The organism is Enterobacter sp. R4-368, assembly GCF_000410515.1.
Lineage (GTDB): Bacteria > Pseudomonadota > Gammaproteobacteria > Enterobacterales > Enterobacteriaceae > Kosakonia.
This window is the reverse complement of the sequence record NC_021500.1, coordinates 958,061-982,978: the sequence shown is the minus strand read 5'-3', so window position 1 is coordinate 982,978 and position 24,918 is coordinate 958,061. Positions and strand designations below refer to the sequence as shown.

At 51.5% G+C, this 24,918-nt stretch carries 25 protein-coding genes, 3 tRNA genes and 1 pseudogene; 24 read left to right on the top strand and 5 right to left on the bottom strand.

Features of this window, described 5'->3' with window-relative positions; all coding sequences use genetic code 11:
- Window positions 1–67 precede the first annotated feature (67 nt).
- The 6 genes from uvrY to H650_RS04535 all read left to right on the top strand — a co-directional run bounded on the left by uvrY (window position 68) and on the right by H650_RS04535 (window position 3,611).
- Window positions 68–724, top strand: a complete 657-nt coding sequence (gene uvrY / locus H650_RS04560) for a UvrY/SirA/GacA family response regulator transcription factor (protein WP_020454168.1) — start codon at window positions 68–70, stop codon at window positions 722–724.
- Window positions 721–2,553: an excinuclease ABC subunit UvrC gene (gene uvrC / locus H650_RS04555; RefSeq protein ID WP_020454167.1), complete on the top strand. Its 1,833-nt coding sequence runs from the start codon at window positions 721–723 to the stop codon at window positions 2,551–2,553. Before uvrY ends, uvrC begins: the two co-directional genes overlap by 4 nt.
- Before the next feature lie 56 nt (window positions 2,554–2,609).
- Window positions 2,610–3,158: a CDP-diacylglycerol--glycerol-3-phosphate 3-phosphatidyltransferase gene (gene pgsA / locus H650_RS04550; protein ID WP_017458337.1), complete on the top strand. Its 549-nt coding sequence runs from the start codon at window positions 2,610–2,612 to the stop codon at window positions 3,156–3,158.
- Window positions 3,159–3,307: 149 nt separating this feature from the next.
- Window positions 3,308–3,383 (top strand) — tRNA-Gly (locus H650_RS04545).
- A gap of 54 nt (window positions 3,384–3,437) precedes the next feature.
- Window positions 3,438–3,511: transfer RNA gene (locus H650_RS04540), tRNA-Cys, on the top strand.
- A gap of 13 nt (window positions 3,512–3,524) precedes the next feature.
- A tRNA-Leu gene (locus H650_RS04535) sits at window positions 3,525–3,611 on the top strand.
- Between the two features lie 398 nt (window positions 3,612–4,009).
- Here the strand turns inward: H650_RS04535 and tyrP are convergent.
- On the bottom strand, window positions 4,010–5,221 hold the full coding sequence (gene tyrP, locus H650_RS04530) for a tyrosine transporter TyrP (RefSeq protein WP_044489680.1): 1,212 nt from the start codon (window positions 5,219–5,221) through the stop codon (window positions 4,010–4,012).
- A gap of 287 nt (window positions 5,222–5,508) precedes the next feature.
- Between tyrP and H650_RS04525 the strand changes: the two are divergent.
- Window positions 5,509–5,794, top strand: a pseudogene (locus H650_RS04525) (PM0253 family protein).
- Between the two features lie 66 nt (window positions 5,795–5,860).
- The gene (locus H650_RS04520; RefSeq protein ID WP_020454165.1) at window positions 5,861–6,100 is read left to right on the top strand and encodes a YecH family metal-binding protein; all 240 of its coding nucleotides are present in this window, start codon (window positions 5,861–5,863) and stop codon (window positions 6,098–6,100) included.
- 40 nt (window positions 6,101–6,140) lie between these two features.
- Here H650_RS04520 and ftnA read toward each other — a convergent pair whose 3' ends face one another.
- Window positions 6,141–6,638, bottom strand: a complete 498-nt coding sequence (gene ftnA, locus H650_RS04515; protein WP_020454164.1) for a non-heme ferritin — start codon at window positions 6,636–6,638, stop codon at window positions 6,141–6,143.
- A 207-nt stretch (window positions 6,639–6,845) separates the two neighbouring features.
- Window positions 6,846–7,178 (bottom strand): YecR family lipoprotein, encoded by a 333-nt coding sequence (yecR, locus tag H650_RS04510; RefSeq protein ID WP_044489679.1) that lies wholly within the window; start codon window positions 7,176–7,178, stop codon window positions 6,846–6,848.
- A gap of 237 nt (window positions 7,179–7,415) precedes the next feature.
- On the opposite strand from yecR, the gene H650_RS04505 reads away from it, so the two are divergent.
- Window positions 7,416–8,054: an RpiB/LacA/LacB family sugar-phosphate isomerase gene (locus tag H650_RS04505; protein WP_020454162.1), complete on the top strand. Its 639-nt coding sequence runs from the start codon at window positions 7,416–7,418 to the stop codon at window positions 8,052–8,054.
- 52 nt (window positions 8,055–8,106) lie between these two features.
- On the opposite strand, the gene H650_RS04500 is transcribed toward H650_RS04505, so the two are convergent.
- Entirely contained in the window at window positions 8,107–9,531 is a 1,425-nt protein-coding gene (locus H650_RS04500; RefSeq protein WP_044489399.1) for an MFS transporter, read from the bottom strand.
- A 213-nt stretch (window positions 9,532–9,744) separates the two neighbouring features.
- Here H650_RS04500 and azuC point away from each other — a divergent pair, with 213 nt between their 5' ends.
- From azuC to otsA, 8 genes are all read left to right on the top strand, one after another.
- Entirely contained in the window at window positions 9,745–9,828 is an 84-nt protein-coding gene (gene azuC, locus H650_RS25150) for a stress response protein AzuC (protein WP_017458329.1), read from the top strand.
- A 122-nt stretch (window positions 9,829–9,950) separates the two neighbouring features.
- Entirely contained in the window at window positions 9,951–10,202 is a 252-nt protein-coding gene (locus H650_RS04495; protein ID WP_020454160.1) for a DUF2766 family protein, read from the top strand.
- Window positions 10,203–10,319: 117 nt separating this feature from the next.
- On the top strand, window positions 10,320–10,877 hold the full coding sequence (locus H650_RS04490) for a DJ-1 family glyoxalase III (RefSeq protein ID WP_020454159.1): 558 nt from the start codon (window positions 10,320–10,322) through the stop codon (window positions 10,875–10,877).
- Window positions 10,878–11,194: 317 nt separating this feature from the next.
- Window positions 11,195–12,175 carry an arabinose ABC transporter substrate-binding protein gene (locus H650_RS04485; RefSeq protein ID WP_020454158.1) on the top strand — a complete coding sequence of 327 codons (981 nt, stop codon included), beginning with the start codon at window positions 11,195–11,197 and terminating at the stop codon, window positions 12,173–12,175.
- A 70-nt stretch (window positions 12,176–12,245) separates the two neighbouring features.
- A complete protein-coding gene (gene araG, locus H650_RS04480) occupies window positions 12,246–13,760 on the top strand; it encodes an L-arabinose ABC transporter ATP-binding protein AraG (protein ID WP_020454157.1) in 1,515 nt (504 codons plus the stop codon).
- Window positions 13,761–13,774: 14 nt separating this feature from the next.
- On the top strand, window positions 13,775–14,755 hold the full coding sequence (araH, locus tag H650_RS04475; RefSeq protein ID WP_020454156.1) for an L-arabinose ABC transporter permease AraH: 981 nt from the start codon (window positions 13,775–13,777) through the stop codon (window positions 14,753–14,755).
- Window positions 14,756–14,940: 185 nt separating this feature from the next.
- Window positions 14,941–15,747 (top strand): trehalose-phosphatase, encoded by an 807-nt coding sequence (otsB, locus tag H650_RS04470; protein WP_020454155.1) that lies wholly within the window; start codon window positions 14,941–14,943, stop codon window positions 15,745–15,747.
- The gene (gene otsA / locus H650_RS04465) at window positions 15,722–17,146 is read left to right on the top strand and encodes an alpha,alpha-trehalose-phosphate synthase (RefSeq protein WP_020454154.1); all 1,425 of its coding nucleotides are present in this window, start codon (window positions 15,722–15,724) and stop codon (window positions 17,144–17,146) included. Before otsB ends, otsA begins: the two co-directional genes overlap by 26 nt.
- A gap of 32 nt (window positions 17,147–17,178) precedes the next feature.
- Here otsA and uspC read toward each other — a convergent pair whose 3' ends face one another.
- Entirely contained in the window at window positions 17,179–17,604 is a 426-nt protein-coding gene (gene uspC, locus H650_RS04460) for a universal stress protein UspC (RefSeq protein WP_020454153.1), read from the bottom strand.
- 777 nt (window positions 17,605–18,381) lie between these two features.
- Between uspC and flhD the strand changes: the two genes are divergently transcribed.
- The 7 genes from flhD to H650_RS04425 all read left to right on the top strand — a co-directional run bounded on the left by flhD (window position 18,382) and on the right by H650_RS04425 (window position 24,861).
- A complete protein-coding gene (gene flhD / locus H650_RS04455; protein WP_017458320.1) occupies window positions 18,382–18,732 on the top strand; it encodes a flagellar transcriptional regulator FlhD in 351 nt (116 codons plus the stop codon).
- A 2-nt stretch (window positions 18,733–18,734) separates the two neighbouring features.
- Window positions 18,735–19,313: a flagellar transcriptional regulator FlhC gene (flhC, locus tag H650_RS04450; protein ID WP_017458319.1), complete on the top strand. Its 579-nt coding sequence runs from the start codon at window positions 18,735–18,737 to the stop codon at window positions 19,311–19,313.
- 126 nt (window positions 19,314–19,439) lie between these two features.
- Window positions 19,440–20,327, top strand: coding sequence for a flagellar motor stator protein MotA (motA, locus tag H650_RS04445; protein WP_017458318.1), 888 nt, complete (start codon window positions 19,440–19,442; stop codon window positions 20,325–20,327).
- Window positions 20,324–21,283: a flagellar motor protein MotB gene (gene motB / locus H650_RS04440; RefSeq protein ID WP_017458317.1), complete on the top strand. Its 960-nt coding sequence runs from the start codon at window positions 20,324–20,326 to the stop codon at window positions 21,281–21,283. The genes motA and motB overlap by 4 nt, the downstream gene beginning before the upstream one ends.
- Before the next feature lie 10 nt (window positions 21,284–21,293).
- The gene (gene cheA / locus H650_RS04435; protein WP_020454152.1) at window positions 21,294–23,345 is read left to right on the top strand and encodes a chemotaxis protein CheA; all 2,052 of its coding nucleotides are present in this window, start codon (window positions 21,294–21,296) and stop codon (window positions 23,343–23,345) included.
- A 22-nt stretch (window positions 23,346–23,367) separates the two neighbouring features.
- Entirely contained in the window at window positions 23,368–23,871 is a 504-nt protein-coding gene (gene cheW, locus H650_RS04430; RefSeq protein WP_007371553.1) for a chemotaxis protein CheW, read from the top strand.
- Window positions 23,872–24,291: 420 nt separating this feature from the next.
- The gene (locus H650_RS04425; RefSeq protein ID WP_020454151.1) at window positions 24,292–24,861 is read left to right on the top strand and encodes a Csu type fimbrial protein; all 570 of its coding nucleotides are present in this window, start codon (window positions 24,292–24,294) and stop codon (window positions 24,859–24,861) included.
- Window positions 24,862–24,918 lie beyond the last annotated feature (57 nt).

The following is a 24,918-nucleotide window of genomic DNA, read 5'->3' as shown; positions in this document are numbered from 1 at the left end:
ATGAAAAAAAGTTAATATACCTTGAATTAGGCTTTTGTCGCGTTATCCCTATTCCGGAGATACTCCATTGATCAACGTACTACTTGTTGATGACCATGAACTGGTGCGCGCAGGGATACGACGCATTCTTGAAGACATTAAGGGCATAAAAGTTATCGGTGAGGTCAACTGTGGGGAAGATGCCATTAAATGGTGTCGTGCCAATACGGTTGATGTCGTTCTGATGGATATGAACATGCCCGGTATCGGTGGCCTTGAAGCGACGCGGAAAATCGCGCGTGGTAATGCGGATACCAAAGTGATTATGCTTACTGTCCACACTGAAAACCCACTGCCCGCGAAAGTGATGCAGGCAGGAGCAGCGGGCTACCTCAGCAAAGGCGCTGCGCCGCAGGAAATGGTGAACGCTATCCGCTCTGTGCAGTCTGGTCAGCGCTATATCGCTTCCGACATTGCTCAGCAAATGGCGCTTAGCCAAATCGAACCCGAAAAAACGGACTCGCCGTTCGACAGTTTGTCTGAACGTGAATTGCAGATTATGCTGATGATCACCAAAGGCCAGAAGGTCAATGAGATCTCAGAACAGCTACATCTGAGCCCAAAAACGGTGAATAGCTACCGCTATCGTATGTTCAGCAAATTGAACATTCACGGCGACGTCGAACTGACGCACCTCGCTATTCGCCACGGGTTGTGCAATGCGGAGACGTTAATAAGTCAGTGACTGAAGTTTTTGATTCGAAAGCATTTCTCAAAACGGTTACCAGTAAACCCGGCGTCTATCGTATGTATGATGCCGGCGGCACTGTTATCTATGTCGGTAAAGCGAAAGACCTGAAAAAACGGCTTTCCAGCTATTTTCGCAGCAACCTTGCCTCGCGCAAAACGGAAGCGCTGGTTGCACAGATCAAACAGATTGATGTCACCGTTACCCATACGGAAACCGAAGCGCTGTTGCTTGAGCATAACTACATCAAGCTCTACCAGCCCCGGTATAACGTGCTGCTGCGTGACGATAAATCCTACCCGTTTATTTTCCTCAGCGGTGATACGCATCCTCGTCTTTCCATGCATCGCGGTGCGAAGCATGCCAAAGGGGAGTACTTCGGGCCTTTCCCGAACGGTTATGCTGTGCGCGAGACGCTGGCGCTGCTGCAGAAAATTTTCCCTGTTCGCCAGTGTGAGAACAGCGTCTATCGCAACCGCTCACGCCCCTGCCTGCAATACCAGATTGGTCGCTGCCTTGGGCCGTGTGTCGCCGGGTTGGTCAGCGAAGAGGAGTATGCGCAGCAGGTTGACTATGTGCGCCTCTTTCTTGCCGGTAAAGATGACCAGGTACTGACTCAGCTTATCGCGCGTATGGAAAAAGCCAGCCAGGCGCTGGAGTTTGAAGAAGCGGCACGTATCCGCGACCAGATTCAGGCCGTACGCCGCGTGACGGAAAAACAGTTTGTTTCTAATACTGGCGATGATTTAGACGTTATTGGCGTGGCTTTTGATGCCGGAATGGCCTGCGTGCATGTGCTGTTTATCCGGCAGGGAAAAGTACTTGGCAGTCGCAGCTATTTCCCGAAAGTGCCAGGCGGGACTGAGCTTGGCGAAGTAGTGGAGACATTTGTTGGCCAGTTCTACTTGCAGGGGAGCCAGATGCGTACCTTGCCGGGTGAAATTTTGCTCGATTTCAATTTGAGCGATAAAACGCTGTTGAGTGACTCGCTTTCCGAACTCGCTGGCCGGCGGGTGAATGTGCAAACCAAACCGCGCGGTGACCGTGCGCGTTACCTTAAGCTGGCGCGTACCAACGCCGCTACGGCGCTGACAACCAAACTTTCTCAGCAATCCACGGTTCACCAGCGGCTTGCTGCGCTGGCCAGCGTGCTTAAGCTGCCGGAAGTGAAGCGCATGGAGTGTTTCGACATCAGCCATACGATGGGGGAGCAAACCGTGGCCTCATGCGTCGTATTTGATGCCAATGGGCCGTTGCGTGCGGAGTATCGACGCTACAACATCAGTGGTATCACGCCGGGTGATGACTACGCGGCGATGAATCAGGTGCTGCGTCGCCGCTACGGTAAAGCGATCGAAGAGAGCAAAATTCCCGATGTGATCCTTATCGATGGTGGCAAAGGGCAGTTAGGGCAGGCGAAAGCCGTTTTTGCCGAACTGGATGTGGCGTGGGATAAAAATAAACCGTTGCTGTTGGGCGTAGCGAAAGGGGCCGATCGCAAAGCCGGTCTGGAAACGTTGTTCTTTGAGCCGGAAGGTGAGGGCTTTAGCCTGCCGCCGGATTCACCAGCACTGCACGTTATCCAGCATATTCGCGATGAGTCACACGATCACGCCATCAGTGGACACCGGAAAAAACGCGCGAAAGTGAAAAACACCAGTTCACTGGAGACCATTGAAGGTGTCGGGCCGAAGCGACGTCAGATGTTGTTAAAATATATGGGCGGTTTACAAGGTCTACTCAATGCAAGTATTGATGAAATCTCAAAAGTGCCGGGGATCTCGCAAGGACTGGCAGAAAAGATCTACTACTCGTTGAAACATTAAGGGCTCTGTAGCACCATAGAGCGAATATTTACGGACAACAGACAGTTAACGCCACTATGCGATTTAATATCCCTACGTTGCTTACCCTATTTCGCGTCATCCTGATCCCGTTTTTCGTGCTGGCGTTTTATCTTCCCTTTCCGTGGGCGCCATTTGTTTGTGCGCTGATTTTCTGTTGTGCTGCGGTAACCGACTGGTTTGACGGTTTTCTGGCGCGTCGCTGGAATCAAAGTACCCGTTTTGGTGCCTTCCTCGATCCTGTTGCTGACAAAGTGCTGGTTGCGATTGCGATGGTGCTGGTCGCAGAACACTACCACAGCTGGTGGGTGACGCTGCCGGCGGCAACGATGATCGCGCGGGAGATCATTATCTCTGCGTTGCGTGAATGGATGGCGGAAATGGGTAAGCGCAGCCGTGTGGCCGTTTCGTGGATTGGTAAAGTCAAAACCACGTCGCAGATGGTCGCGCTTGTATGGCTCCTCTGGCGTCCGAATATCTGGGTTGAATATGCCGGCATTGCGCTGTTTTTCGTTGCCGCAGTATTAACGCTGTGGTCAATGCTGCAATACCTCAATGCTGCGCGTGGCGATCTGCTTGAACCGTGATCGTTTCGTCGCAATTTTCAGCAAACGATCCGGGTTTTGAAAAATATCGTTGACTCAGTGCGTCAGGTAAGTAGAATGCAACGCATCGGAAGGCAGCGCAGCTCGCCAGATGATTGTAAAATCAAGAGATTACAAGAAATCTTGATAATGCGGGAATAGCTCAGTTGGTAGAGCACGACCTTGCCAAGGTCGGGGTCGCGAGTTCGAGTCTCGTTTCCCGCTCCAGTTTAACGCATCGGCTATATTAGCGGGTGTGGGTTGCAAAACCTGTAGTATTCAGGCGCGTTAGCAAAGCGGTTATGTAGCGGATTGCAAATCCGTCTAGTCCGGTTCGACTCCGGAACGCGCCTCCAATTTCCTTCCCGAGCCCGGATGGTGGAATCGGTAGACACAAGGGATTTAAAATCCCTCGGCGTTCGCGCTGTGCGGGTTCAAGTCCCGCTCCGGGTACCATGGGAAAACAAGAATAAAATCAATGATAAGCAGTGTCGTGAAACCGCCCTTAAAGGCGGTTTTTTTATGCCTGTATTTCGCTTTCGCCGTATCAAGAGGGCACTACTGCCCTATAAATCACCGAACCTATTGAAATCGTGCGCTTGGATCTCACCATTGGTTATTCGTTTTAATGTCCTGAAATTTCCTTCTTTCATTTCACGTTCCCTGGTTCCCTGCATAGCGGTGTCATAACTCATGCATTTGCTGACGCGTATAAGCTTACCTGTGCTAGTGCGCTGGCAATCATCTGCCTGGAACGTTGTAGATAGTGAACAAAATGCTGACCCCTTAACGAAGGGAAGAGCGGTGTGAGTATGTGCATTGAACATGCCAGCACTCACACCTGATGGCGGTGATTAACCCACTTCCGGGAGCAACCCGGCGACGATAGAGAACTGAATAACAATAATCGCGACACCGCAGGCAAAAATCAGACACAGCGCCGGTTTGCCGCCGAGTACGCGATAACCGCTTTGCGAATGATGCTTACGGCTTTGCCATGCCAGCATTGAAGGCAACAACAGCGCCAGCACGGAAAGAGCAACGCCGGCATAGCCCAACGCCATTACAAAGCCACGCGGGTAAAACAGCGCAAACGCCAGCGGTGGCAGAAACGTGATAGCGCCTGTCTGTAAACGTCCTGCGACATTGTTGCGGCGCTGGAACAAATCGGCAAGGTAATCAAAGAGACCGAGCGATACACCAAGGAAAGAGGTTGCAAGCGCCAGGTCGGCAAACAGATGTACCGCTAACTCAACGTGTGGTGATGCCACCACTTCGCGTAATGCCTGCAACAGACCATTAAGCCCGGCCTGGCTGGCCAGCAGCCCGGTGAAGGTCTGGGAATCAATACTGCCAAGCGTCGCCAGTTGCCAGAATATATAGGCTACCAGCGGGATGGCGCTGCCGGTAATAAACACCCCGCGCAGTTTACGAATATTGCCGCCCATATAACTGACGATGCTGGGGACGCTGCCGTGAAAACCAAATGAGGTGAAAATGACCGGTATGGCGGACAGCGCCAGACCTTTTTCCAGCGGCATGGTCAGCAAATTAGCCTTATGAATATGCGGCATCAGCAGCGCCAGCATCACTACCAGGAACAACAGTTTGGCGCTGAACAGAAAACGGTTAAACAGATCGACCAGTGAGGTTCCTGCGCACACAACGCCGCCGGCAACAAAAGTGAACAGTAACACACCAGCCGTGGGCGAAAGCGAAATGTTAAGCCACGCGCTGATGCTTGCGGCCAGCAATTCACCTGCGCCACTGATATATGCCGCCGTCAGCGCATACATCAAAAACATCATGCTAGAGCCTGTCACCCACTGACCATATTTCCCCAGATAACGCCGGGCCAGCGATCCAAGCCCGGTATCTGCCGGGACATGCTGATAAACCTCCAGCAGAAGAAGGGCGGTGTAACACATCACGGCCCATAAAGTGAAAAGTAAAACAAAAGTGGTTGCAAAACCTACGCCTGCCGCTGCCAGCGGCATTGCCAGCATTCCCGCGCCGATGGTTGTTCCGGCGACGATAAAAACACTACCCAGTGATCGATTCTTCACGCTTTCCTCTGTAATAAAACGCACTGCCAGCTCAAGATGCGGCGCAGAGTAAGGCAATTCAGTGATTTCGTCAAACAACCGTTACATGGGCTGTATTTATTTCTTTACGACAACCTTCTTTCGGACACCAGCGAAGAAAAATTGCCAGATTTGCCTACTTCATCAGGAAGACGTTTTTACGCGGCAATCCGGCGTAACCTAAAAAATATTCTTAACCCTCAACATATTGAGGGCGGGCAACGCCGGGTAATAATCCCTTTACAACGCGATGGTCGCGCAGCGGAAACCTGCTTGGTCATGGTCACTGACAAATTCACTGGTTTGGGGGCCAGAGATAGCATTGCCAGAATCTCGCCAGCAAAAGGATAGGGGGACGAGGGAAATCTGTCCGATCATTGACCCGGCCTTTGCTCAAGGCTTGCCGGAAGATGAGTGGATTATTGACAATGTCGACTGGCTGACCGGGTTGTTTTTTGAAAATGGCGTCCCGCTCGAAACGGCAATTATCGCTACTTTAAACCTACCGTGAATAAGCAGGACTGGCGCTGCACCAGCTGTGCCGGATGCATGTAAACCTGTTTTAGCGCAACATCCACAGTAAATGTTGAGTTTATGATGCATCTTTTTCGGGGAGGAGCTATGACATCCATTCACGGTCATGAAGTGTTGAATATGATGATTGAAACAGGCGAGCGTTATTCAAACGAGAGTCTGACGGCGGCAATTATTCAGCGGTTTGGCGAAACGGCGCGTTTTCATACCTGCTCAGCGGAAGGAATGACGGCGGCTGAACTGGTCGCATTTCTGGCATCACGCGGAAAGTTTATTCCGGTGGAAGAGGGGTTTTCTACTCACGAAAGTAAAATCTGCAGGCATTAATAAAAAAGGCGGTAAAGAATATTCTTTACCGCCGGTAATATTAGTTTTGTGTGTCCAACGTCGCCAGTTCTTTATCGATGAAATAAAGACCCTCGCCGCTTTTACCTGCCAGTGTTAATTTATCAATCACTGATTTAAACAGTTTTTCTTCTTCATGCTGTTCCGCCACATACCATTGCAGGAAATTAAATGTTGGATAATCCTGAGTGGTCATCGCAACATGCGCCAGCTCGTTAATTTTCTGCGTGATCAGTTGTTCATGTTCGTACGTTGCGCGAAACAGAACATCGAGTGAAGCATACTCAGCTACCGGCGATTCAATGGCATTGATACGTGGCAGGCTGCCGGTATCAGTCAGGTAATCAAACAGGCGCTGCATATGCGTCATCTCTTCCTGCGCGTGGCGGCGCAGGAACGCGGCCGCACCCTCAAAACTATGGTAGCTGCACCATGCGCTCATCTGCTGATAGAGCAGGGAAGAAAACAGTTCCAGATTCATTTGTTCATTTAATTTTTCGATCATCTCTGCTTTTAACATGGCGCGGCTCCATAAATATAATTATCAGGCGAAAGGAACGCTCACTATAATTTGTTATTTAATTATTTGCAAAAGGTAAAATAAAAAATAAATGCATTAAGAAGATAATGAGAATAACACGCATTGCCAGCAATTAATTAAATGAATGAGAATTGTTTTTATTTTTAATAAAAAGATAAGCCAGTAGAATTATACTGGCTTAAGAATTTACCAGGTCGGTTTGGTTTGTGTAAAAGCCACACCACGGCACTGGTACTGAATAGTTACTTTCGTATTCATACAGACCGAGCCGCTGATCAGGCTACAGGTTTGCACCGGCTGACCGTAAGGCACTGCGGTGGCATACCCCATCTGTTGGCACTGTTTATTAGCAGTCCCCTGCGCGGTATAGGTGTCGTATTTTGCAGTTTGCATCATCGACTGGTTATAGCTCAGGCGTACCAGACCGCTAATGGTATCCACGCTACTGACTTCCGCTTCTTTCGTCATCGTGCATCCCGCGAGCAGGAGCAGCGAGGCGGCTACAACTATTCTCTTCATGAAATCACTCTGTTTCATTTTGGCATGATCTCATCTTATCGCGTTGATTTGCAGGCAATCGACAGAATAACCCGCCGAACAGCCTCTACTAATCGCGACGGCAACGCGCGAAGAGCAAAAACTGTGAGCCTGCTTCTGATTTTTAAAACCATTTTTCATTAAATTTGAAAGTATGTTTGTCAGGTAGTAAGGTTTACCCAACCTTTGCTATCTGAAGCATGTTACAGGAGATCAAAAATGAAAATTGCACTGATGATGGAAAACAGCCAGGCGGCGAAAAACGCCATCATCCTCAAAGAGCTGAAGACGGTTGCCGATGAGAAAGATTTCCCGGTTTTTAACGTCGGGATGAGCGATGAGAACGACCACCATCTGACCTATATCCACCTTGGTATTATGGCCAGTATTTTGTTGAATGCCAAAGCAGTGGATTTCGTGGTAACCGGCTGTGGCACTGGCCAGGGCGCGCTGATGTCACTGAATATTCATCCGGGTGTGGTGTGCGGTTACTGTATCGATCCGGCGGATGCTTTCCTGTTCGCGCAGATCAACAACGGTAACGCACTGGCACTGCCGTTCGCCAAAGGTTTTGGCTGGGGCGCAGAACTGAACGTACGCTTTATCTTTGAGAAAGCCTTTACTGGTCGTAAAGGGGAAGGTTACCCGCCGGAGCGCAAAGAACCGCAGGTGCGCAACGCGGGAATTCTGAACCAGGTGAAAGCGGCGGTGGTAAAAGAGAACTATCTCGATACGCTGCGCGCTATCGACCGTGAGCTGGTGAAAACCGCCGTTTCTGGTGAACGCTTCCAGAAATGTTTCTTTGAAAACAGCCAGAATAAAGAGATTGAAGCCTTCGTTCGCGAAGTCCTCGCCTGATAATAAAAAGCCGCAACAGATGTTGCGGCTTTTATCTTTTTCCTTTCCTGCATCAGGCTTTCTGTTTACGTGACACGGCGCTACCCGCATCCTTTGTTAGCCGCAGGGTATCAATCATGCCCACCAGACAAATCAGCGCAATAAACACAAACGCCAGCCGAAAGCTGATCCCCTCAATGGCGGTTATTTGTAACCACATACTGACATGCTCACCAATGCGAATACCAATCGCCCCCAGTGTAATGCCTAAGCCCACCGCCAATTGTGTCGCCGTGCTGAATAACGTGTTGGCATAACTCATTTGCGGCGACGGTACATCGGCAAATGCCAGCGTACTGACGCCGGTGAACTGCACCGAACGGAACACGCCGCCGAGATAGAGGATCACAAACGTCAGCCACACCGGAGTATGCGCAGTCAGTAATGCGCAGGCCAGCAGCGCCAGCACATTGAACGCGCCATTGATTAACAGTAGCTTTTTGAAACCCAGCCAGCGGATAAGCGGCGTAGTGGCAGGCTTGATGGAAAGATTACCGGCAAACACCGCCAGCACTAACAACCCGGCGTGGAACGGATCCATGCCGAATCCGACCTGAAACAGCAGCGGCAACAGAAACGGCACGGCGCTAATAGAGGCGCGAAACAGTGAACCGCCGTACATGGTTACGCGAAATGTCGGCACTTTCATGGCGTCGAGGCGGATCATCGGCCATTTTGCGCGCTGAAAATGGCGCAGGGTAACAACAAGTGTTAACGCGCCGAGTGCCAGCAAACCCAACGTTAGCGTACCTTGCGGATGTTCAGAACCTAACGCCTCCATAGCGTACACCAGGCTGACCATCGCCACAGAAGTGGCAATAAAACCCGGCAAGTCGAATGGACGGCGCTCCTCCTCGCGGATATTGGGGATAATGCGTAACGCCAGCGCAATCGCCAGCAGGCCCAGCGGCACATTAATAAAGAAGATCCAGCGCCAGTTGGCATAGTGGGTAATAAAACCACCGAGCGGTGGGCCAATAATAGGCGCGACCAGCGCGGGCCAGGTCAGCGTGGCGATAGCGGTAATGAGCTGGTGTTTCGGCGTGGTGCGCAACACCGCAAGACGGCCGACCGGCACCATTAACGCACCGCCGGTGCCTTGTAAAATTCGCATCGAAACAAACATCTCAACGCTGGTCGAAAGCCCGCAAAGCACCGAGGCGAGGGTAAAGATCGCCAGTGCCAGCGAGAAAACATTGCGCGCACCAAAGCGATCAGCAATCCAGCCACTGGCGGGGATCAGCACTGCAAGTGTGATCAAATAGGCACTGATGCCAATATTGAGCGCGACGGCTTCCACCCCGAAGGTTTTCGCCATATCCGGCAACGCCGTGGCGATCACTGTGCCGTCGATAAACTCCATAAAGAAAGCGCCGGCTACCAGTAGCGCAGCGGGAGAAAGACCTCCTGTCTTTCGCGAAAGGGTGCTTTCACTCATTGTTGGGATGCCATTTGCAAAAATAATTGAAGATGCTAAAAATTTTTTTAGCATGCTAACCGCAGGATTTATAATTGAATTTTTAACAAAGTTACTGCATTTTTGATTTTTGAAACGTGATTTCCATCACATTGAACTTGCTTTTTGTGATGCAGGTCATATTATATGCGCATTGAGACGTAACACCTGCATAACACATCGCCGGAGTAACAAATGAAACTGCGTAAAATCCTGAAGCATATGTTTGAAACCTATTGCAAAACTTTCAAAGACGTACCGCCAGGCGCTATGTTCTGATGATAAAAAAACCTGCCGCGAGCAGGTTTTTTTATGCCCGCCATTCGACGGCAGAAGGGGACAAAACTACTCTTGCCAGGCATTTCCCGCTACTATGACGCCCTTTAGTAAAGGAGCCTCATATGTCGCAAAATCTTTCTGCTGACCAGGAACTGGTCTCTGATGTCGTCGCCTGCCAGCTGGTCATTAAACAAATCCTTGATGTTATTGACGTCATCGCGCCGGTTGAAGTGCGCGAGAAAATGGCGAACCAGTTAAAAAGCATCGATTTTACTACCCATCCGGCAGCCGCCGATCCGGTCACCCGCCGCGCTATCCAGAAAGCCATTGCGTTGATCGAACTGAAATTCACCCCGCAGGGCGAAGCGCACTGATTTTATTCTTGCTGTGTTACGCCTGTCGGTCTGTGACACAGCGGGGATTTTGAAACGTTGTTTTGATCAACAATAACGCCACTGAATTCAACCAACCTTGTACAAAAGGAGTCGGGAATGAAAAAAGTGGCGGTGTTGTTGGCGCCCGGTTTTGAAGAAGCGGAAGCGATTATCACCATTGATATTTTGCGCCGCTTGCAGATTGAGGTCGAAACGCTGGCCTGTGCGGGGTCCCGCGCGGTGGTCAGTTATCACAATATTCCCATGGTGGCAGACAGCACGCTGGCCGAGCGCTCGCAGACGCTGTATGACGCCATCGTGCTGCCCGGCGGTCCGCAGGGCAGTGTCAACCTCGCCGCCAACCCGGCGGTGCTGCAATTTATTGAACATCATGACGCGGCGGGCAAATTTATTTGCCCAATTTGTTCGGCCGCCGCGCGCGTGCTGGGGGCAAACGGCTTACTGAAAGGTCGCCGCTATGTTTGCTCCGGTGATTTATATGAAAACGTGCGCGACGGCGAATATGTTGATGCGCCAGTGGTCGAAGATGGCAACCTGATCAGCGGCAAAGGTCTGGGACGGGCTTTTGATTTTGCCTTAACCATAGCCGCGCGCCTGCAAGGGAACGAAATCGCGGCGCGAGATCACGCCGAGCATATCTACTATAGCTGGTGATTTTTCCGCCCGGATGCGTCCTGTATCCGGGCACAAGGATAAGCTGGCTGATGTTATGGATTATCCTGCTTTTACCCTTCTTATTTGTCAGACAAAAACGGCTGATTTTATGTGATAAATCGCTGAATTTATGTACGGAATTACTGTAATTCAGCCGTGTGATGCCGCTCTCCTATGGAGAATCAATTTCCCGCTAAAACTATTTCCAGCACAGAGCTCCAGTGACGTATGGACTCTAATGCCTTGTTTTATGAACTTTTAAAAGACCTGATGAGTTGTTTTCCCTACATAAAAGAATGCTAAAGCTGGAGTTTACCATGCACAAATTCACTAAAGCGTTGGCGGCCATCGGCCTGGCTGCCGTTATGTCACAATCCGCTATCGCTGAAACCATGAAGCTCGGATTTCTGGTTAAACAACCGGAAGAGCCATGGTTCCAGACGGAGTGGAGATTCGCCGACAAGGCAGGCAAAGATTTAGGTTTCGAAGTGATCAAAATCGCCGTCCCCGATGGCGAAAAAACCCTGAACGCCATTGATAGCCTGGCGGCCAGCGGCGCGAAAGGGTTTGTTATCTGTACTCCCGATCCGAAACTGGGCTCCGCAATTGTTGCCAAAGCGCGCGGTTACGACATGAAAGTCATTACCGTCGATGACCAGTTCGTCAACGCCAAAGGTGAGCCGATGAAATCGGTGCCGTTAGTGATGATGGCGGCGAGTGAAATTGGCGCACGTCAGGGCGATGAGTTGTACAAAGAGATGCAAAAACGCGGCTGGGATGTGAAACAGACCGGCGTGATGGCGATTACGGCTAACGAACTGGATACCGCTCGCCGCCGTACCACTGGCTCCATGGATGCGCTGAAAAAAGCCGGTTTCCCGGAAAAACAGATCTACCAGGTGCCGACAAAATCGAACGATATCCCCGGTGCATTTGATGCCGGTAACTCCCTGCTGGTACAGCATCCGGAAGTGAAACACTGGCTGGTGCTGGGTATGAATGACAACACCGTGCTTGGTGGCGTGCGTGCTACGGAAGGGCAGGGCTTTAAAGCGGCTGACGTTATCGGTATCGGCATTAACGGCGTGGATGCGGTGAGCGAGTTGTCCAAAGCGCAGGCGACGGGCTTCTTTGGTTCCCTGCTGCCAAGCCCGGACGTTCACGGCTACAAAACCAGTGAGCTGCTGTACAACTGGGTGACCAAAGGCGTGGAACCGCCAAAATTCACCGCCGTTACGGATGTGGTGTTGATCACCCGCGATAACTTCAAAGAAGAGCTGGCGAAAAAAGGACTGTAATTCTCTGTTGGTTGCGCTCCCCGCATAAGCGGGGAGCCAGACGTACAATGAACTGTTTTGCGGAGACGTTATGCAACAGTCTACTCCTTACCTCTCGTTTCGCGGCATCGGTAAGACATTCCCCGGTGTGAAAGCGCTCAGCGAGATCAGTTTTGATTGTTATGCCGGGCAGGTTCACGCCTTGATGGGCGAAAACGGCGCCGGTAAATCAACGCTACTTAAAATCCTCAGCGGCAACTACGCGCCGACGACCGGCACGCTGGTAATAAAAGGAGAAGAAGTCTCCTTTGCCGATACCACCGCCGCGCTCAACGCCGGGGTGGCCATTATTTACCAGGAGCTGCATCTGGTGCCGGAAATGACCGTCGCCGAGAACATCTATCTGGGCCAGTTGCCGCATAAAAGCGGCATTGTGAACCGCTCCCTGCTCAACTATGAAGCGGGTTTGCAGCTTCAGCATCTGGGGCTGGATATCGACCCACAAACGCCGCTGAAATACCTCTCCATCGGCCAGTGGCAGATGGTGGAAATTGCCAAGGCGCTGGCGCGTAACGCCAAAATTATCGCCTTCGATGAACCAACCAGTTCCCTTTCTGCGCGTGAGATCGACAACCTGTTTCGCGTGATCCGCGAGCTGCGTAAAGAGGGGCGGGTCATCCTTTATGTCTCTCATCGCATGGAGGAGATATTTGCCCTGAGCGACGCCATTACTGTGTTTAAAGATGGCCGCTATGTGCGCACCTTTACCGATATGCAGCAGGTCAATCATGACCAACTGGTGCAGGCGATGGTCGGGCGCGAGCTGGGCGATATTTACGGCTGGCAGCCGCGAGAATATGGCGAGCAGCGCCTGCGCCTGGAGCAGGTGAAAGCGCCGGGCGTACGCACGCCGATTAGCTTGAGTGTGCGCAGCGGAGAAATCGTCGGCCTGTTTGGGCTGGTCGGTGCCGGGCGCAGCGAATTGATGAAAGGGCTGTTTGGCGGAACGCAGATCACCGAAGGGCAGGTGTTTATTGACGGCGAGCAGGTCAATATTCACAAACCTGCTCACGCCATCCGTGCCGGCATGATGTTGTGCCCGGAGGATCGCAAAGCCGAAGGCATTATTCCGGTGCACTCGGTACAGGAGAACATCAATATCAGCGCCCGGCGCAAATACATTCGCGCAGGGTGTCTCATCAACAGTGGCTGGGAGAGTGAAAACGCCGAGCACCATATTCGCTCGCTCAATATCAAAACCCCGAGTGCGGATCAGCTGATTATGAATCTGTCTGGTGGCAACCAGCAGAAAGCCATTCTTGGCCGCTGGTTGTCGGAAGAGATGAAGGTGATCCTGCTTGATGAGCCTACGCGTGGGATTGACGTCGGGGCGAAACATGAAATTTACAACGTGATTTATGCGCTGGCGGCACGTGGCGTGGCGGTGCTGTTTGCTTCCAGTGATTTGCCGGAAGTCCTTGGCGTCGCCGACCGTATTGTGGTCATGCGTGAAGGCGAAATAGCCGGTGAGTTGTTACACGGTCAGGGCGATGAACAGCAGGCGCTGAGCCTTGCGATGCCGAAAGTGAGTCAGGCTGTCGCCTGAGTGAGGAGAATACGATGTCATCTTTAACTACGTCCCGCGCGCCGAAGTCGGCGTTCAGCTTCGGGCGCATCTGGGATCAGTTCGGCATGCTGGTGGTGTTCGCCGTACTGTTCATTGGTTGCGCTGTTTTCGTGCCGAACTTTGCCTCTTTCGTCAATATGAAAGGGCTGGGGCTGGCGATTTCCATGTCCGGTATGGTGGCCTGCGGCATGCTTTTTTGCCTGGCCTCCGGTGATTTCGACCTTTCCGTCGCGTCTGTGATTGCCTGCGCCGGGGTGACCACGGCGGTGGTGATCAACCTAAGCGAAAGCCTGTGGATTGGGGTATTTGCCGGGTTGCTGCTCGGTGTGGTGAGCGGCTTTATTAACGGCTTTGTCATCGCACGTTTGAAAATCAATGCCCTGATAACCACACTAGCGACAATGCAGATTGTGCGCGGTTTGGCCTATATCATCTCTGATGGTAAAGCGGTCGGGATTGAAGATGAGCGCTTCTTTACGCTCGGTTATGCGAACTGGTTCGGCCTGCCTGCGCCCATCTGGCTGACGGTCGGCTGCCTGATTATTTTTGGTTTCCTGCTTAATAAAACCACCTTTGGTCGCAACACGCTGGCGATTGGTGGTAACGAAGAGGCGGCGCGGCTGGCGGGTGTGCCGGTAGTCAGAACCAAGATTATTATCTTTGTGCTCTCAGGCCTTGTGTCAGCGGCGGCGGGGATTATTCTTGCTTCACGTATGACCAGCGGACAGCCAATGACCTCGATCGGTTATGAGCTGATTGTCATTTCAGCCTGCGTGCTGGGTGGCGTATCGCTGAAAGGTGGCATCGGTAAAATTTCCTACGTTGTGGCCGGGATTTTGATTCTGGGGACCGTGGAAAACGCCATGAACCTGCTGAATATCTCTCCCTTCTCGCAATACGTTGTGCGCGGCTTGATCCTGCTGGCGGCGGTGATTTTCGACCGCTACAAACAAAAGGCCAAACGCACGGTTTGATGCTTTTTGCTTAAATTTGCACACAACCTTATAGTGTAACTCCAGACCTTACCAGCCGCTAATCCGGCTGGTAAGTCATGTTTAAAATGGCGAGCAGCGTCACACTGTCTATACTTACATGGCTAATGATAATGAGACGTTAATGAAAAACGGCTCTCATCTGACACTGTAAGGAGGAAACCAGGGTGGAAGACGCACTAGCTATACCGCCTCTCATTTCCGGAAATTTTGCCTTTTTTTTCGATTTGGATGGCACCCTTGCGGATATCAAACCGCACCCGGATGATGTTTTTATCCCTGAAGATGTGCTGACCAGACTTTCATTGCTTGCTGAGCTAAATGACAGGGCGTTGGCATTGATTTCAGGGCGTTCAATTACTGAGCTGGAACAGCTCGCCAAACCGTATCGTTTCCCGCTGGCCGGGGTACATGGGGCGGAGCGCCGCGATATCAATGGTCGAACCGAACGAATGACCTTACCGGAAACGGTTTTGCAGCCGCTGGAACGTGAATTACGGCATGGCATTGCGCCGTTAACCGGCGTTGAACTTGAAACTAAAGGGATGGCATTTGCACTGCATTATCGCCAGGCACCGCAGCATGAAGAGGCGGTCTTTGCCCTGGCAAAAACACTCATCGCGCACTACCCGCAGCTGGCAATGCAGCCGGGAAAATGTGTGGTCGAGCTGAAACCCTCTGGCATTCATAAAGGCGCCGCTATTGACGCGTTTATGCAAACGCCACCCTTTCTCGGCAAGAAACCGGTGTTTCTTGGCGACGATCTGACTGACGAACATGGATTTAAAGCCGTTAACAAACTTGGCGGCATATCGATAAAAGTCGGCCCGGGCGCAACACAGGCAATGTGGCGTCTGGCTGGCGTGAATGATGTCTATAAATGGCTTGAACAACTTGTCGACCATCAACAACAAGAACAACGGGCGCTAACAAACAGGAGAGATGGCTATGAGTCGCTTAGTCGTAGTATCTAATCGTATTGCTCCGCCTGACGATAGAAAATCCAGCGCTGGCGGGCTGGCTGTGGGGATCCTTGGGGCGCTAAAAGCGACCGGTGGGCTGTGGTTTGGCTGGAGCGGGGAGATCGGTGACGAGGATCAACCGCTAAAAAAGGTCACGAAAGGGAATATTACCTGGGCCTCTTTTAACCTCAGCGAAGATCATTACGAGCAGTATTATTCGCAATTTTCCAACGCGGTGCTGTGGCCCGCTTTCCACTATCGTCTGGATTTGGTTAAGTTCCAGCGCGAGGCGTGGGAAGGCTACCAGGATGTCAACGCGCTACTGGCTGACAAGCTGCTGCCGCTGATTAAAGACGACGACATTCTGTGGATCCATGATTACCACCTGTTGCCGTTCGCCAGCGAGCTGCGTAAGCGTGGCGTCAACAACCAGATCGGCTTCTTCCTGCATATTCCGTTCCCGACCCCGGAAATTTTCAACGCCTTGCCACCGCATGCCGAGTTGCTTGAGCAGCTGTGTGATTATGACCTGCTGGGCTTCCAGACCGAAAGCGATCGCCTGGCTTTCCTCGACAGCTTGTCGATGCAAACAAGGCTTACCACGCGTGGTGGTAAAGAGCATGTTGCCTGGGGAAAAAACTTCCGCACCGAAGTCTATCCCATCGGTATTGAGCCGCAAGAAATCGCGCAACAAGCCGCAGGGCCGCTGCCGCCCAAACTTGCACAACTGAAAAATGAACTGAAGAATGTGAAAAACATCTTCTCGGTAGAGCGTCTGGATTATTCCAAAGGCTTGCCGGAACGCTTCCTGGCGTATGAAACACTGCTGGAGAAGTTCCCTCAGCACCACGGTAAGATCCGTTATACGCAGATAGCGCCCACCTCGCGTGGCGAAGTGCAGGCCTATCAGGATATTCGTCATCAACTGGAAACCGAAGCCGGGCGCATCAACGGGAAATACGGTCAGCTTGGCTGGACGCCGCTCTATTACCTCAATCAGCATTTTGATCGCAAAGTGTTGATGAAGGTATTCCGCTATGCGGAAGTCGGGCTGGTGACGCCGCTGCGTGACGGGATGAACCTGGTGGCGAAAGAGTATGTGGCGGCTCAGGATCCTGAAAATCCGGGGGTGTTAATTCTTTCGCAGTTTGCCGGTGCGGCGAATGAGCTGACGTCGGCGCTGATCGTTAACCCTTACGATCGTGATGATGTCGCGGCGGCGATGGACAAGGCATTAAGGATGCCGCTGGCGGAGCGTATTTCGCGTCATGCGGAGATGCTCAAAGTCATCAAGGAGAATGATATCCATCACTGGCAGCAGAGGTTTATCAGCGATTTAAAGCGCATCACGCCACGTAGCGCACAAAGCCAGCTACAAAGCAAAGTGGCGACCTTCCAGAAGCTAGCCTGAGGTAACAACGCTCCCGCTTATGCGGGGGCGTTCTACGCGCTTAACGGTACTAACAGCACATCAACTTCACTGGCCTGGACAATGCTTTTCGCCGAGCAGACGGCGCGCGAGAAGAACGTCTGATTGTGATTACCACACACCACTAAATCGACATCCTGGGTGCGACAAGTATGCAGAATGTGCTTGCTCAGCTCGCCGGAGGCAATTAGCGCCTGTTCGATAGGATAATTCGCGTTGCGCACCAGCTCATCCAGAAACTGCTGCGTCTCTTCCTGCAACACCTCACGGACGTTTTCCATCATCGGCGCTGCAAGCTGGTTATACAGTTCCGGGTCAGCGGCTAAGGTAATCAGTGTGATACGGGCACTGGAAGGGCGGGCAATATCGACCGCTTTTGCCAGCAATTGTTGGCTTTCTGGCGTAACGGCTACGGCGACCAAAAGATGTGCATAAGCCATTTTTACTCCCCGATTGAATCAAATTTTTCTCACCATTACTCCGATTCTTAAACCAGCGCAACCTGTGAATATGGCAGGGATGTGAAGGTTATCATAAATATTCATTAATTATTCTTACGTAACGGTATGGTCGCGCTTTAATCACCTTAACCGATTTTAAAAGCTTAACTAAAATTAAGAGAATTTAAGATCGAATTGTTAAATTATCAATCATAAAGATTAACAAAAATGCAATGGTTACTTCGGGTGATTAATTAAGATCGCTTAAAACATAATGTATTGTTTTATATAACTTTTTATTTTTGTTTCTTAAGTAGACACATATTGTCAAATGTAAATAGGGCAGCATCCTAATCCTCCGACCAGTTAGCGTGGGTAAGAGAGCGTTTTGCATGCCTATTCGGACAATTGGAATAGAAAAGGGGGCTGATCGCGCAAAAAAACATCAATTCACAAGCGAGACTGATAGATTTCTTGTCCATATTCACGTAAATTATGTGACTTGGATCACAAAAATTTCAAATTTCCGCACTGGTCAGATTGTATGTGGCAGCACCTACGAGTACAGTTGCGTCGAATTAGGAAAAATCTTAGTTCTTTGTAAGAAATGATTAAGAACGTTGTAAGGCAATTAACATTTGAGCGAAGCGCCTTATCGCAAGATCCTAGTCAGTTATGCATTTAGCCTTTCTTTTTTATACCGGGTTTTTTCCCGGCGACATCACGGGGTGCGGCTTAGCCGCATAAGATACAAGTTGGTTATTCGGGATGGGAAAAATGCATACATCCGAGTTGCTGAAACATGTTTATGACATTAATTTGTCGTATTTACTTCTTGCTCAGCGTTTGATCAGCCAGGACAAAGCGTCCGCCATGTTCCGTCTTGGTATTAATGAAGAGATGGCGACCACACTGGTTGAGTTAACCCTTCCGCAAATGGTGAAGTTGGCTGAAACCAATCAGCTGATTTGCCAGTTCCGTTTTGACAATCATCAGACCATCACTCGTCTGACCCAAGAGTCACGTGTGGACGATTTACAGCAAGTTCACACCGGGATTTTACTTTCAACCCGCCTGCTGAATGAGTCTTCACAGACTGGCGACGCGGCCCGGAAGAAAAGGGCATAACGATGAGCGAAAAAAGCATTGTTCAGGAAGCACGCGATATTCAGTTAGCAATGGAACTGATTACGCTGGGTGCGCGTTTACAAATGTTGGAGAGTGAGACGCAGCTTAGCCGCGGTCGTCTTATCAAACTCTACAAAGAGTTGCGTGGTAGCCCGCCGCCAAAAGGTATGCTGCCATTCTCCACCGACTGGTTTATGACCTGGGAACAAAACATCCACGCGTCTATGTTCTGTAACGCATGGCAATTTTTGTTAAAAACAGGCCTTTGCAGCGGCGTTGACGCAGTCATCAAAGCATACCGACTTTACCTCGAACAATGCCCTCATGCTGAGGAAGGACCGCTGCTGGCGCTGACCCGCGCCTGGACGCTGGTTCGTTTCGTGGAAAGCGGAATGCTGGAGTTGTCTCGCTGCAATTGCTGTGGTGGTAATTTTATTACTCACGCGCATCAGCCTGTTGGTAGCTTTGCCTGCAGTTTATGCCAGCCGCCGTCCCGCGCGGTAAAAAGACGTAAACTTTCCCAGGATGCTGCCGATATTATTCCACAACTGCTGGATGAACAGATCGATCAGGCTGTTTAACCGAATACAGGTGGAAACACTCCAGCAGCGGTGCAGTTATGCCGCTGCTTTTTTTTTACCTGCTACTCGCGTTAACCCTTTGAAATGTTTATCCCGAGCCTTAGTCATTAGCAGAAGGATGATGTCGTGCTTATCGTATTAGGTTACCTGGTTGTTCTTGGTGCAGTCTTTGGCGGTTATATGATGACCGGCGGAGAACTTGGGGCACTTTATCAACCGTCTGAACTGATCATCATCGGGGGCGCGGGGGTAGGTGCATTCATCGTTGGCAACAACGGTAAAGCTATCAAAGGAACGCTGAAAGCGATGCCTTTGCTGTTTCGCCGTTCGAAGTACACCAAAAGTATGTATATGGACTTGCTGGCGCTGCTGTATCGCCTGATGGCGAAATCACGTCAGCAAGGGATGTTCTCGCTGGAACGGGATATTGAAAACCCGAAAGAGAGCGAGATTTTCGCCAGCTACCCGCGCATTCTCGCGGATGCGACGATGCTTGAATTTATCGTGGATTATCTGCGACTTATCATCAGCGGCAATATGAATACCTTCGAAATTGAAGCGCTGATGGATGAAGAGATTGAGACCCATGAAAGCGAAGCCGAAGTCCCGGCGAACGCGCTGGCGATGGTCGGTGACTCACTTCCGGCATTCGGTATCGTGGCGGCGGTAATGGGTGTAGTACATGCGCTGGCCTCGGCGGATCGTCCGGCGGCGGAGTTGGGTGCGCTGATTGCGCATGCGATGGTGGGAACTTTCCTCGGTATTTTGTTGGCATACGGTTTTATCTCTCCGCTGGCAAGCGTACTTCGCCAGAAGAGTGCGGAAACCGCCAAAATGATGCAGTGCGTGAAGATAACCCTGCTGTCGAACCTGAACGGTTATGCGCCGCCGATCGCGGTTGAGTTTGGTCGTAAAACACTTTACTCCAGCGAGCGCCCGTCGTTTATCGAACTGGACGAACATGTTCGTGCGGTCAGAAACCCTAACCAACAGACGACGACTGAGGACGCATGAAAAACCAGTCCCATCCGATCGTCGTAGTTAGACGAAAAAAACATAAAGGCCATGGTGGTGGCGGACACGGCTCCTGGAAAATTGCCTATGCCGACTTTATGACGGCGATGATGGCGTTTTTCCTGGTGATGTGGCTTATCTCCATCTCCAGCCCGAAAGAGCTTATCCAGATTGCGGAATATTTCCGCACGCCGCTGGCAACTGCGGTCACGGGTGGGCCGAGAATTTCGAACAGCGACAGCCCGATTCCGGGCGGTGGCGATGACTACACACAGCAACAGGGCGAAGTACAAAAACAGCCCAATATTGACGACCTGAAAAAACGCATGGAGCAGTCGCGCTTGAGTAAATTGCGCGGCGATCTGGACCAGTTAATTGAAGCCGATCCCAAACTGCGCGCATTGCGTCCGCATTTGAAAATCGACCTGGTACAGGAAGGGTTGCGTATACAGATTATCGATAGCCAGAACCGGCCGATGTTTAAAACCGGCAGCGCGGAAGTCGAACCTTATATGCGCGATATTTTACGGGCGATTGCGCCAGTACTGAATGGGATCCCGAACAAAGTGAGCCTCTCCGGTCACACCGACGATGCCCCTTACGCTAACGGCGATAAAGGGTACAGCAACTGGGAGCTTTCCGCCGATCGCGCTAACGCGTCGCGCCGTGAGCTGGTTGCCGGTGGCCTGGATGATGGCAAAGTGATGCGCGTTGTTGGCATGGCGGCAACCATGCGCCTGGTCAACCGTGGCCCGGATGAAGCAATCAACCGCCGAATTAGTCTTTTGGTGCTGAACAAACAAGCAGAAGCGGCCATTCTGCATGAGAACGCCGAAAGTCAGAGTGCGCCAATAAGCGCGATTACACAGCCAGAGCCAGCGGCAGCGGCAGCACCCGCGCCAGCAGCCTCGTCTCCGGCAGCAGTTCCTACGTCGCCACAAGCCAATCCGAGGTGATAGCGTGAGCATGGATATTAGTGATTTTTACCAAACATTCTTTGATGAGGCCGACGAACTGTTGGCCGATATGGAACAACATTTATTGGACCTGGTGCCGGAAGCGCCGGATTCAGAACAGCTCAACGCCATCTTCCGTGCTGCTCACTCTATTAAAGGCGGTGCGGGTACATTTGGCTTTACCATCTTGCAGGAAACAACTCACCTGATGGAGAACCTGCTTGATGAGGCTCGGCGTGGCGAGATGCAGCTCAACACCGACATTATCAACCTGTTTTTGGAAACCAAAGATATTATGCAGGAACAGCTCGATGCCTATAAAAGCTCGTCAGAGCCAGATGCCGCAAGCTTCGAATACATCTGCAATGCCCTGCGCCAGCTGGCGCTGGAGGCAAAAGGAGAGGTCGTTCCTGCCGCTGCGAATGGTGCAAAACTCTCGGTTGTAGAGACCGCACTGGCATCTGATGCGACAGCGCCCGCCGCTGAAAACGACGGTAAATTACGAATCGTTCTTTCTCGCCTGAAAGAGAATGAAGTTGACTTACTCGAAGAGGAGTTGGGCAACCTCGGCACGCTGAGCGATGTGGTGAAGGGGAAAGATACCCTGAGCGTGACTATCGACGGCGGCGTGGGCGAAGACGACATTATCGCGGTGCTGTGCTTTGTTATCGAAGCGGATCAAATCGCTTTCGAAAAAGCGGCACCCGCGCCCGCGGCAGCAGAAACGGCTGTTGAAGCTCCGGCTGAAGTGGCTGAAGCGCCGGCAGCAGCGGCTGTTCCGGCGGTGCAGGCGGCTCCGGCTGCGGCACCAGCGCTGAAAGCGGTAGCGAAAGAGCAACCGGCAGGCCGTGAGAAACCGGCAGCCCGCGCCAGTGAATCGACCAGTATCCGTGTTGCGGTCGAAAAAGTTGACCAGTTGATCAACCTGGTAGGCGAACTGGTTATTACCCAGTCCATGCTGGCACAGCGTTCGAACGAGCTGGACCCGGTGACGCACGGTGATTTGATCACCAGCATGAGCCAGTTGCAACGCAATGCCCGCGACCTGCAGGAATCGGTGATGTCCATCCGTATGATGCCGATGGAATACGTCTTCAGCCGCTTCCCGCGCCTGGTTCGCGATCTGGCGAGCAAGCTTGATAAACAAGTGGAACTGACGCTGCAGGGCAGCTCAACCGAACTTGATAAGAGCTTGATCGAACGCATTATTGACCCGTTAACGCACCTGGTGCGTAACAGCCTCGACCACGGTATTGAAACGCCGCAAAAACGTGTGGAAGCAGGGAAGTCGCCTATCGGCAACCTGATCCTTTCGGCGGAACACCAGGGCGGGAACATCTGTATTGAAGTGACCGATGATGGCGCAGGTCTGAACCGTGAACGTATTCTGGCGAAAGCGATTTCGCAGGGGATGGCCGTACACGAGAACATGACCGATGAAGAAGTGGGCATGCTGATTTTCGCGCCGGGCTTCTCCACCGCTGAACAGGTAACTGACGTTTCCGGACGCGGCGTGGGCATGGACGTGGTGAAACGTAACATCCAGGAGATGGGCGGCCACGTTGAAATCAAATCGAAACAGGGCACCGGGACGACCATTCGTATCCTGCTGCCGCTGACGCTGGCGATCCTCGACGGCATGTCAGTAAAAGTGAACAACGAAGTCTTTATCCTGCCGTTGAACGCGGTAATGGAATCGCTGCAACCGCGTGAAGAGGATCTGCATCCGCTGGCCGGTGGTGAGCGCGTGCTGGAAGTGCGCGGCGAATATCTGCCGCTGGTTGAACTGTGGAAAGTCTTTGATGTTATGGGCGCGAAAACCGAGGCTACGCAGGGGATTGTCGTTATTCTGCAAAGCGCGGGTCGTCGCTATGCATTGCTGGTTGATCAACTGATTGGTCAGCATCAAGTGGTGGTGAAAAACCTGGAAAGCAACTATCGCAAAGTGCCGGGCATTTCTGCTGCCACTATCCTTGGGGATGGTAGCGTCGCGCTGATTGTTGACGTATCAGCGTTGCAGGGATTGAATCGTGAACATCGTATGGCGCACACAGCCGCCTGATTTAGTTAAGAAGGTATAAAACATGACCGGTATGAGTAATGTAGCAAAACTGGCGGGCGAGCCATCAGGTCAGGAGTTCCTGGTTTTCACTCTGGGCGATGAAGAATACGGAATCGATATTCTCAAAGTGCAGGAAATTCGTGGCTATGATCAGGTGACCCGAATCGCCAATACCCCCGACTTTATCAAAGGCGTCACCAACCTTCGCGGTGTGATTGTGCCGATTGTCGACCTGCGCGTGAAGTTCAGCCAGGGCGATGTCGAGTATGATGACAACACGGTTGTTATCGTGCTGAATCTCGGTCAGCGCGTGGTGGGGATTGTGGTTGATGGTGTTTCCGACGTCCTGTCGCTGGCATCTGACCAGATCCGCCCGGCACCGGAATTCGCGGTCACGCTGTCGACCGAATACCTGACCGGCCTCGGCGCGCTCGGCGACCGTATGCTGATTCTGGTAAACATTGAGAAACTGCTCAACAGCGAAGAAATGGCGCTGCTGGATATCGCTGCCACGCACGTAGCGTAATAATCACGCCAGTCGCGTAATAATAAAGGTGGATGAAGCTGCTTCATCCGCCTTTATTTTTGTTCTTTTTCTGCCGCTATAATATATATCCTTCATCCCCGCTTAATTTCTATTTCATAAAGTTCTCTTACTTCTCGTTACGGCTGGTCATATATTGTGATGTTTATCACAACTAAAGGTATATATCTTTCGGGAAATTAATGGATTAGCCATTAATTATTGGCTAACTCAATGATTTGAAGGCATAAAACCATCACCTGCTTATTGCTCTCACACCGTTGCGTTTAAGTGGTTGAAGCGCGCAGCGTAAACTAAATTTCTGTTATTCCTGCTTTAATTGTTTGCGTGTTTTTCTTATTTCGGTGGCTAATTAATTGCGCGGTGAAATAAACAGCACGCGGTATTTTCGGAGGTGGAAACATGAACAGAAAATTACTTTATGTGCTGGTAAGTGGTGTTGTGGTAATGGCCGCGCAAAATGCGCGTGCGGTCACCAGTAGCGGGACGATTGGCGCGACCCTGACGTTGACTAACGGCTGTCTGATTAATGGCTCGCCAAGCCAGAACGGGATCAACTTTGGTACGCTTGATTTTGGTACGCATCCGGCAACGTTTTCACAGCTCACCACCCAACTCACCAACGCAAGCGGCGGTAACAGTTTCGGTATTCAATGTACGACAACCGATTACACCGTGCAGGTAACCGGCAACACCAACTCTACCGCGCCGGGCACCGTGGTCGGCACACCGGGAACGCCTGCCCGTTACCTGGTCAATGCGGCCAATACCACGCAAGGCGTTGCCTACAGCCTTTATAGCGATAGCGGCTTCAGCAACGTCATCACTAACAACACCAACATTCCTCGCGCTTCAACGACCGGTGGTGTCGATAACTACACGCTCTATGGGCGGATCTCCGGCGGTGGCAACAGCGTTAGCGTCGTACCGGGTACCTATACCGATACGATCAATGTGAGCGTGACGTACTAAACCTCCCCAGATGATGCCAGGCGGCATGCGCGTTTCCCTGCGGGGGAACCGGGGATC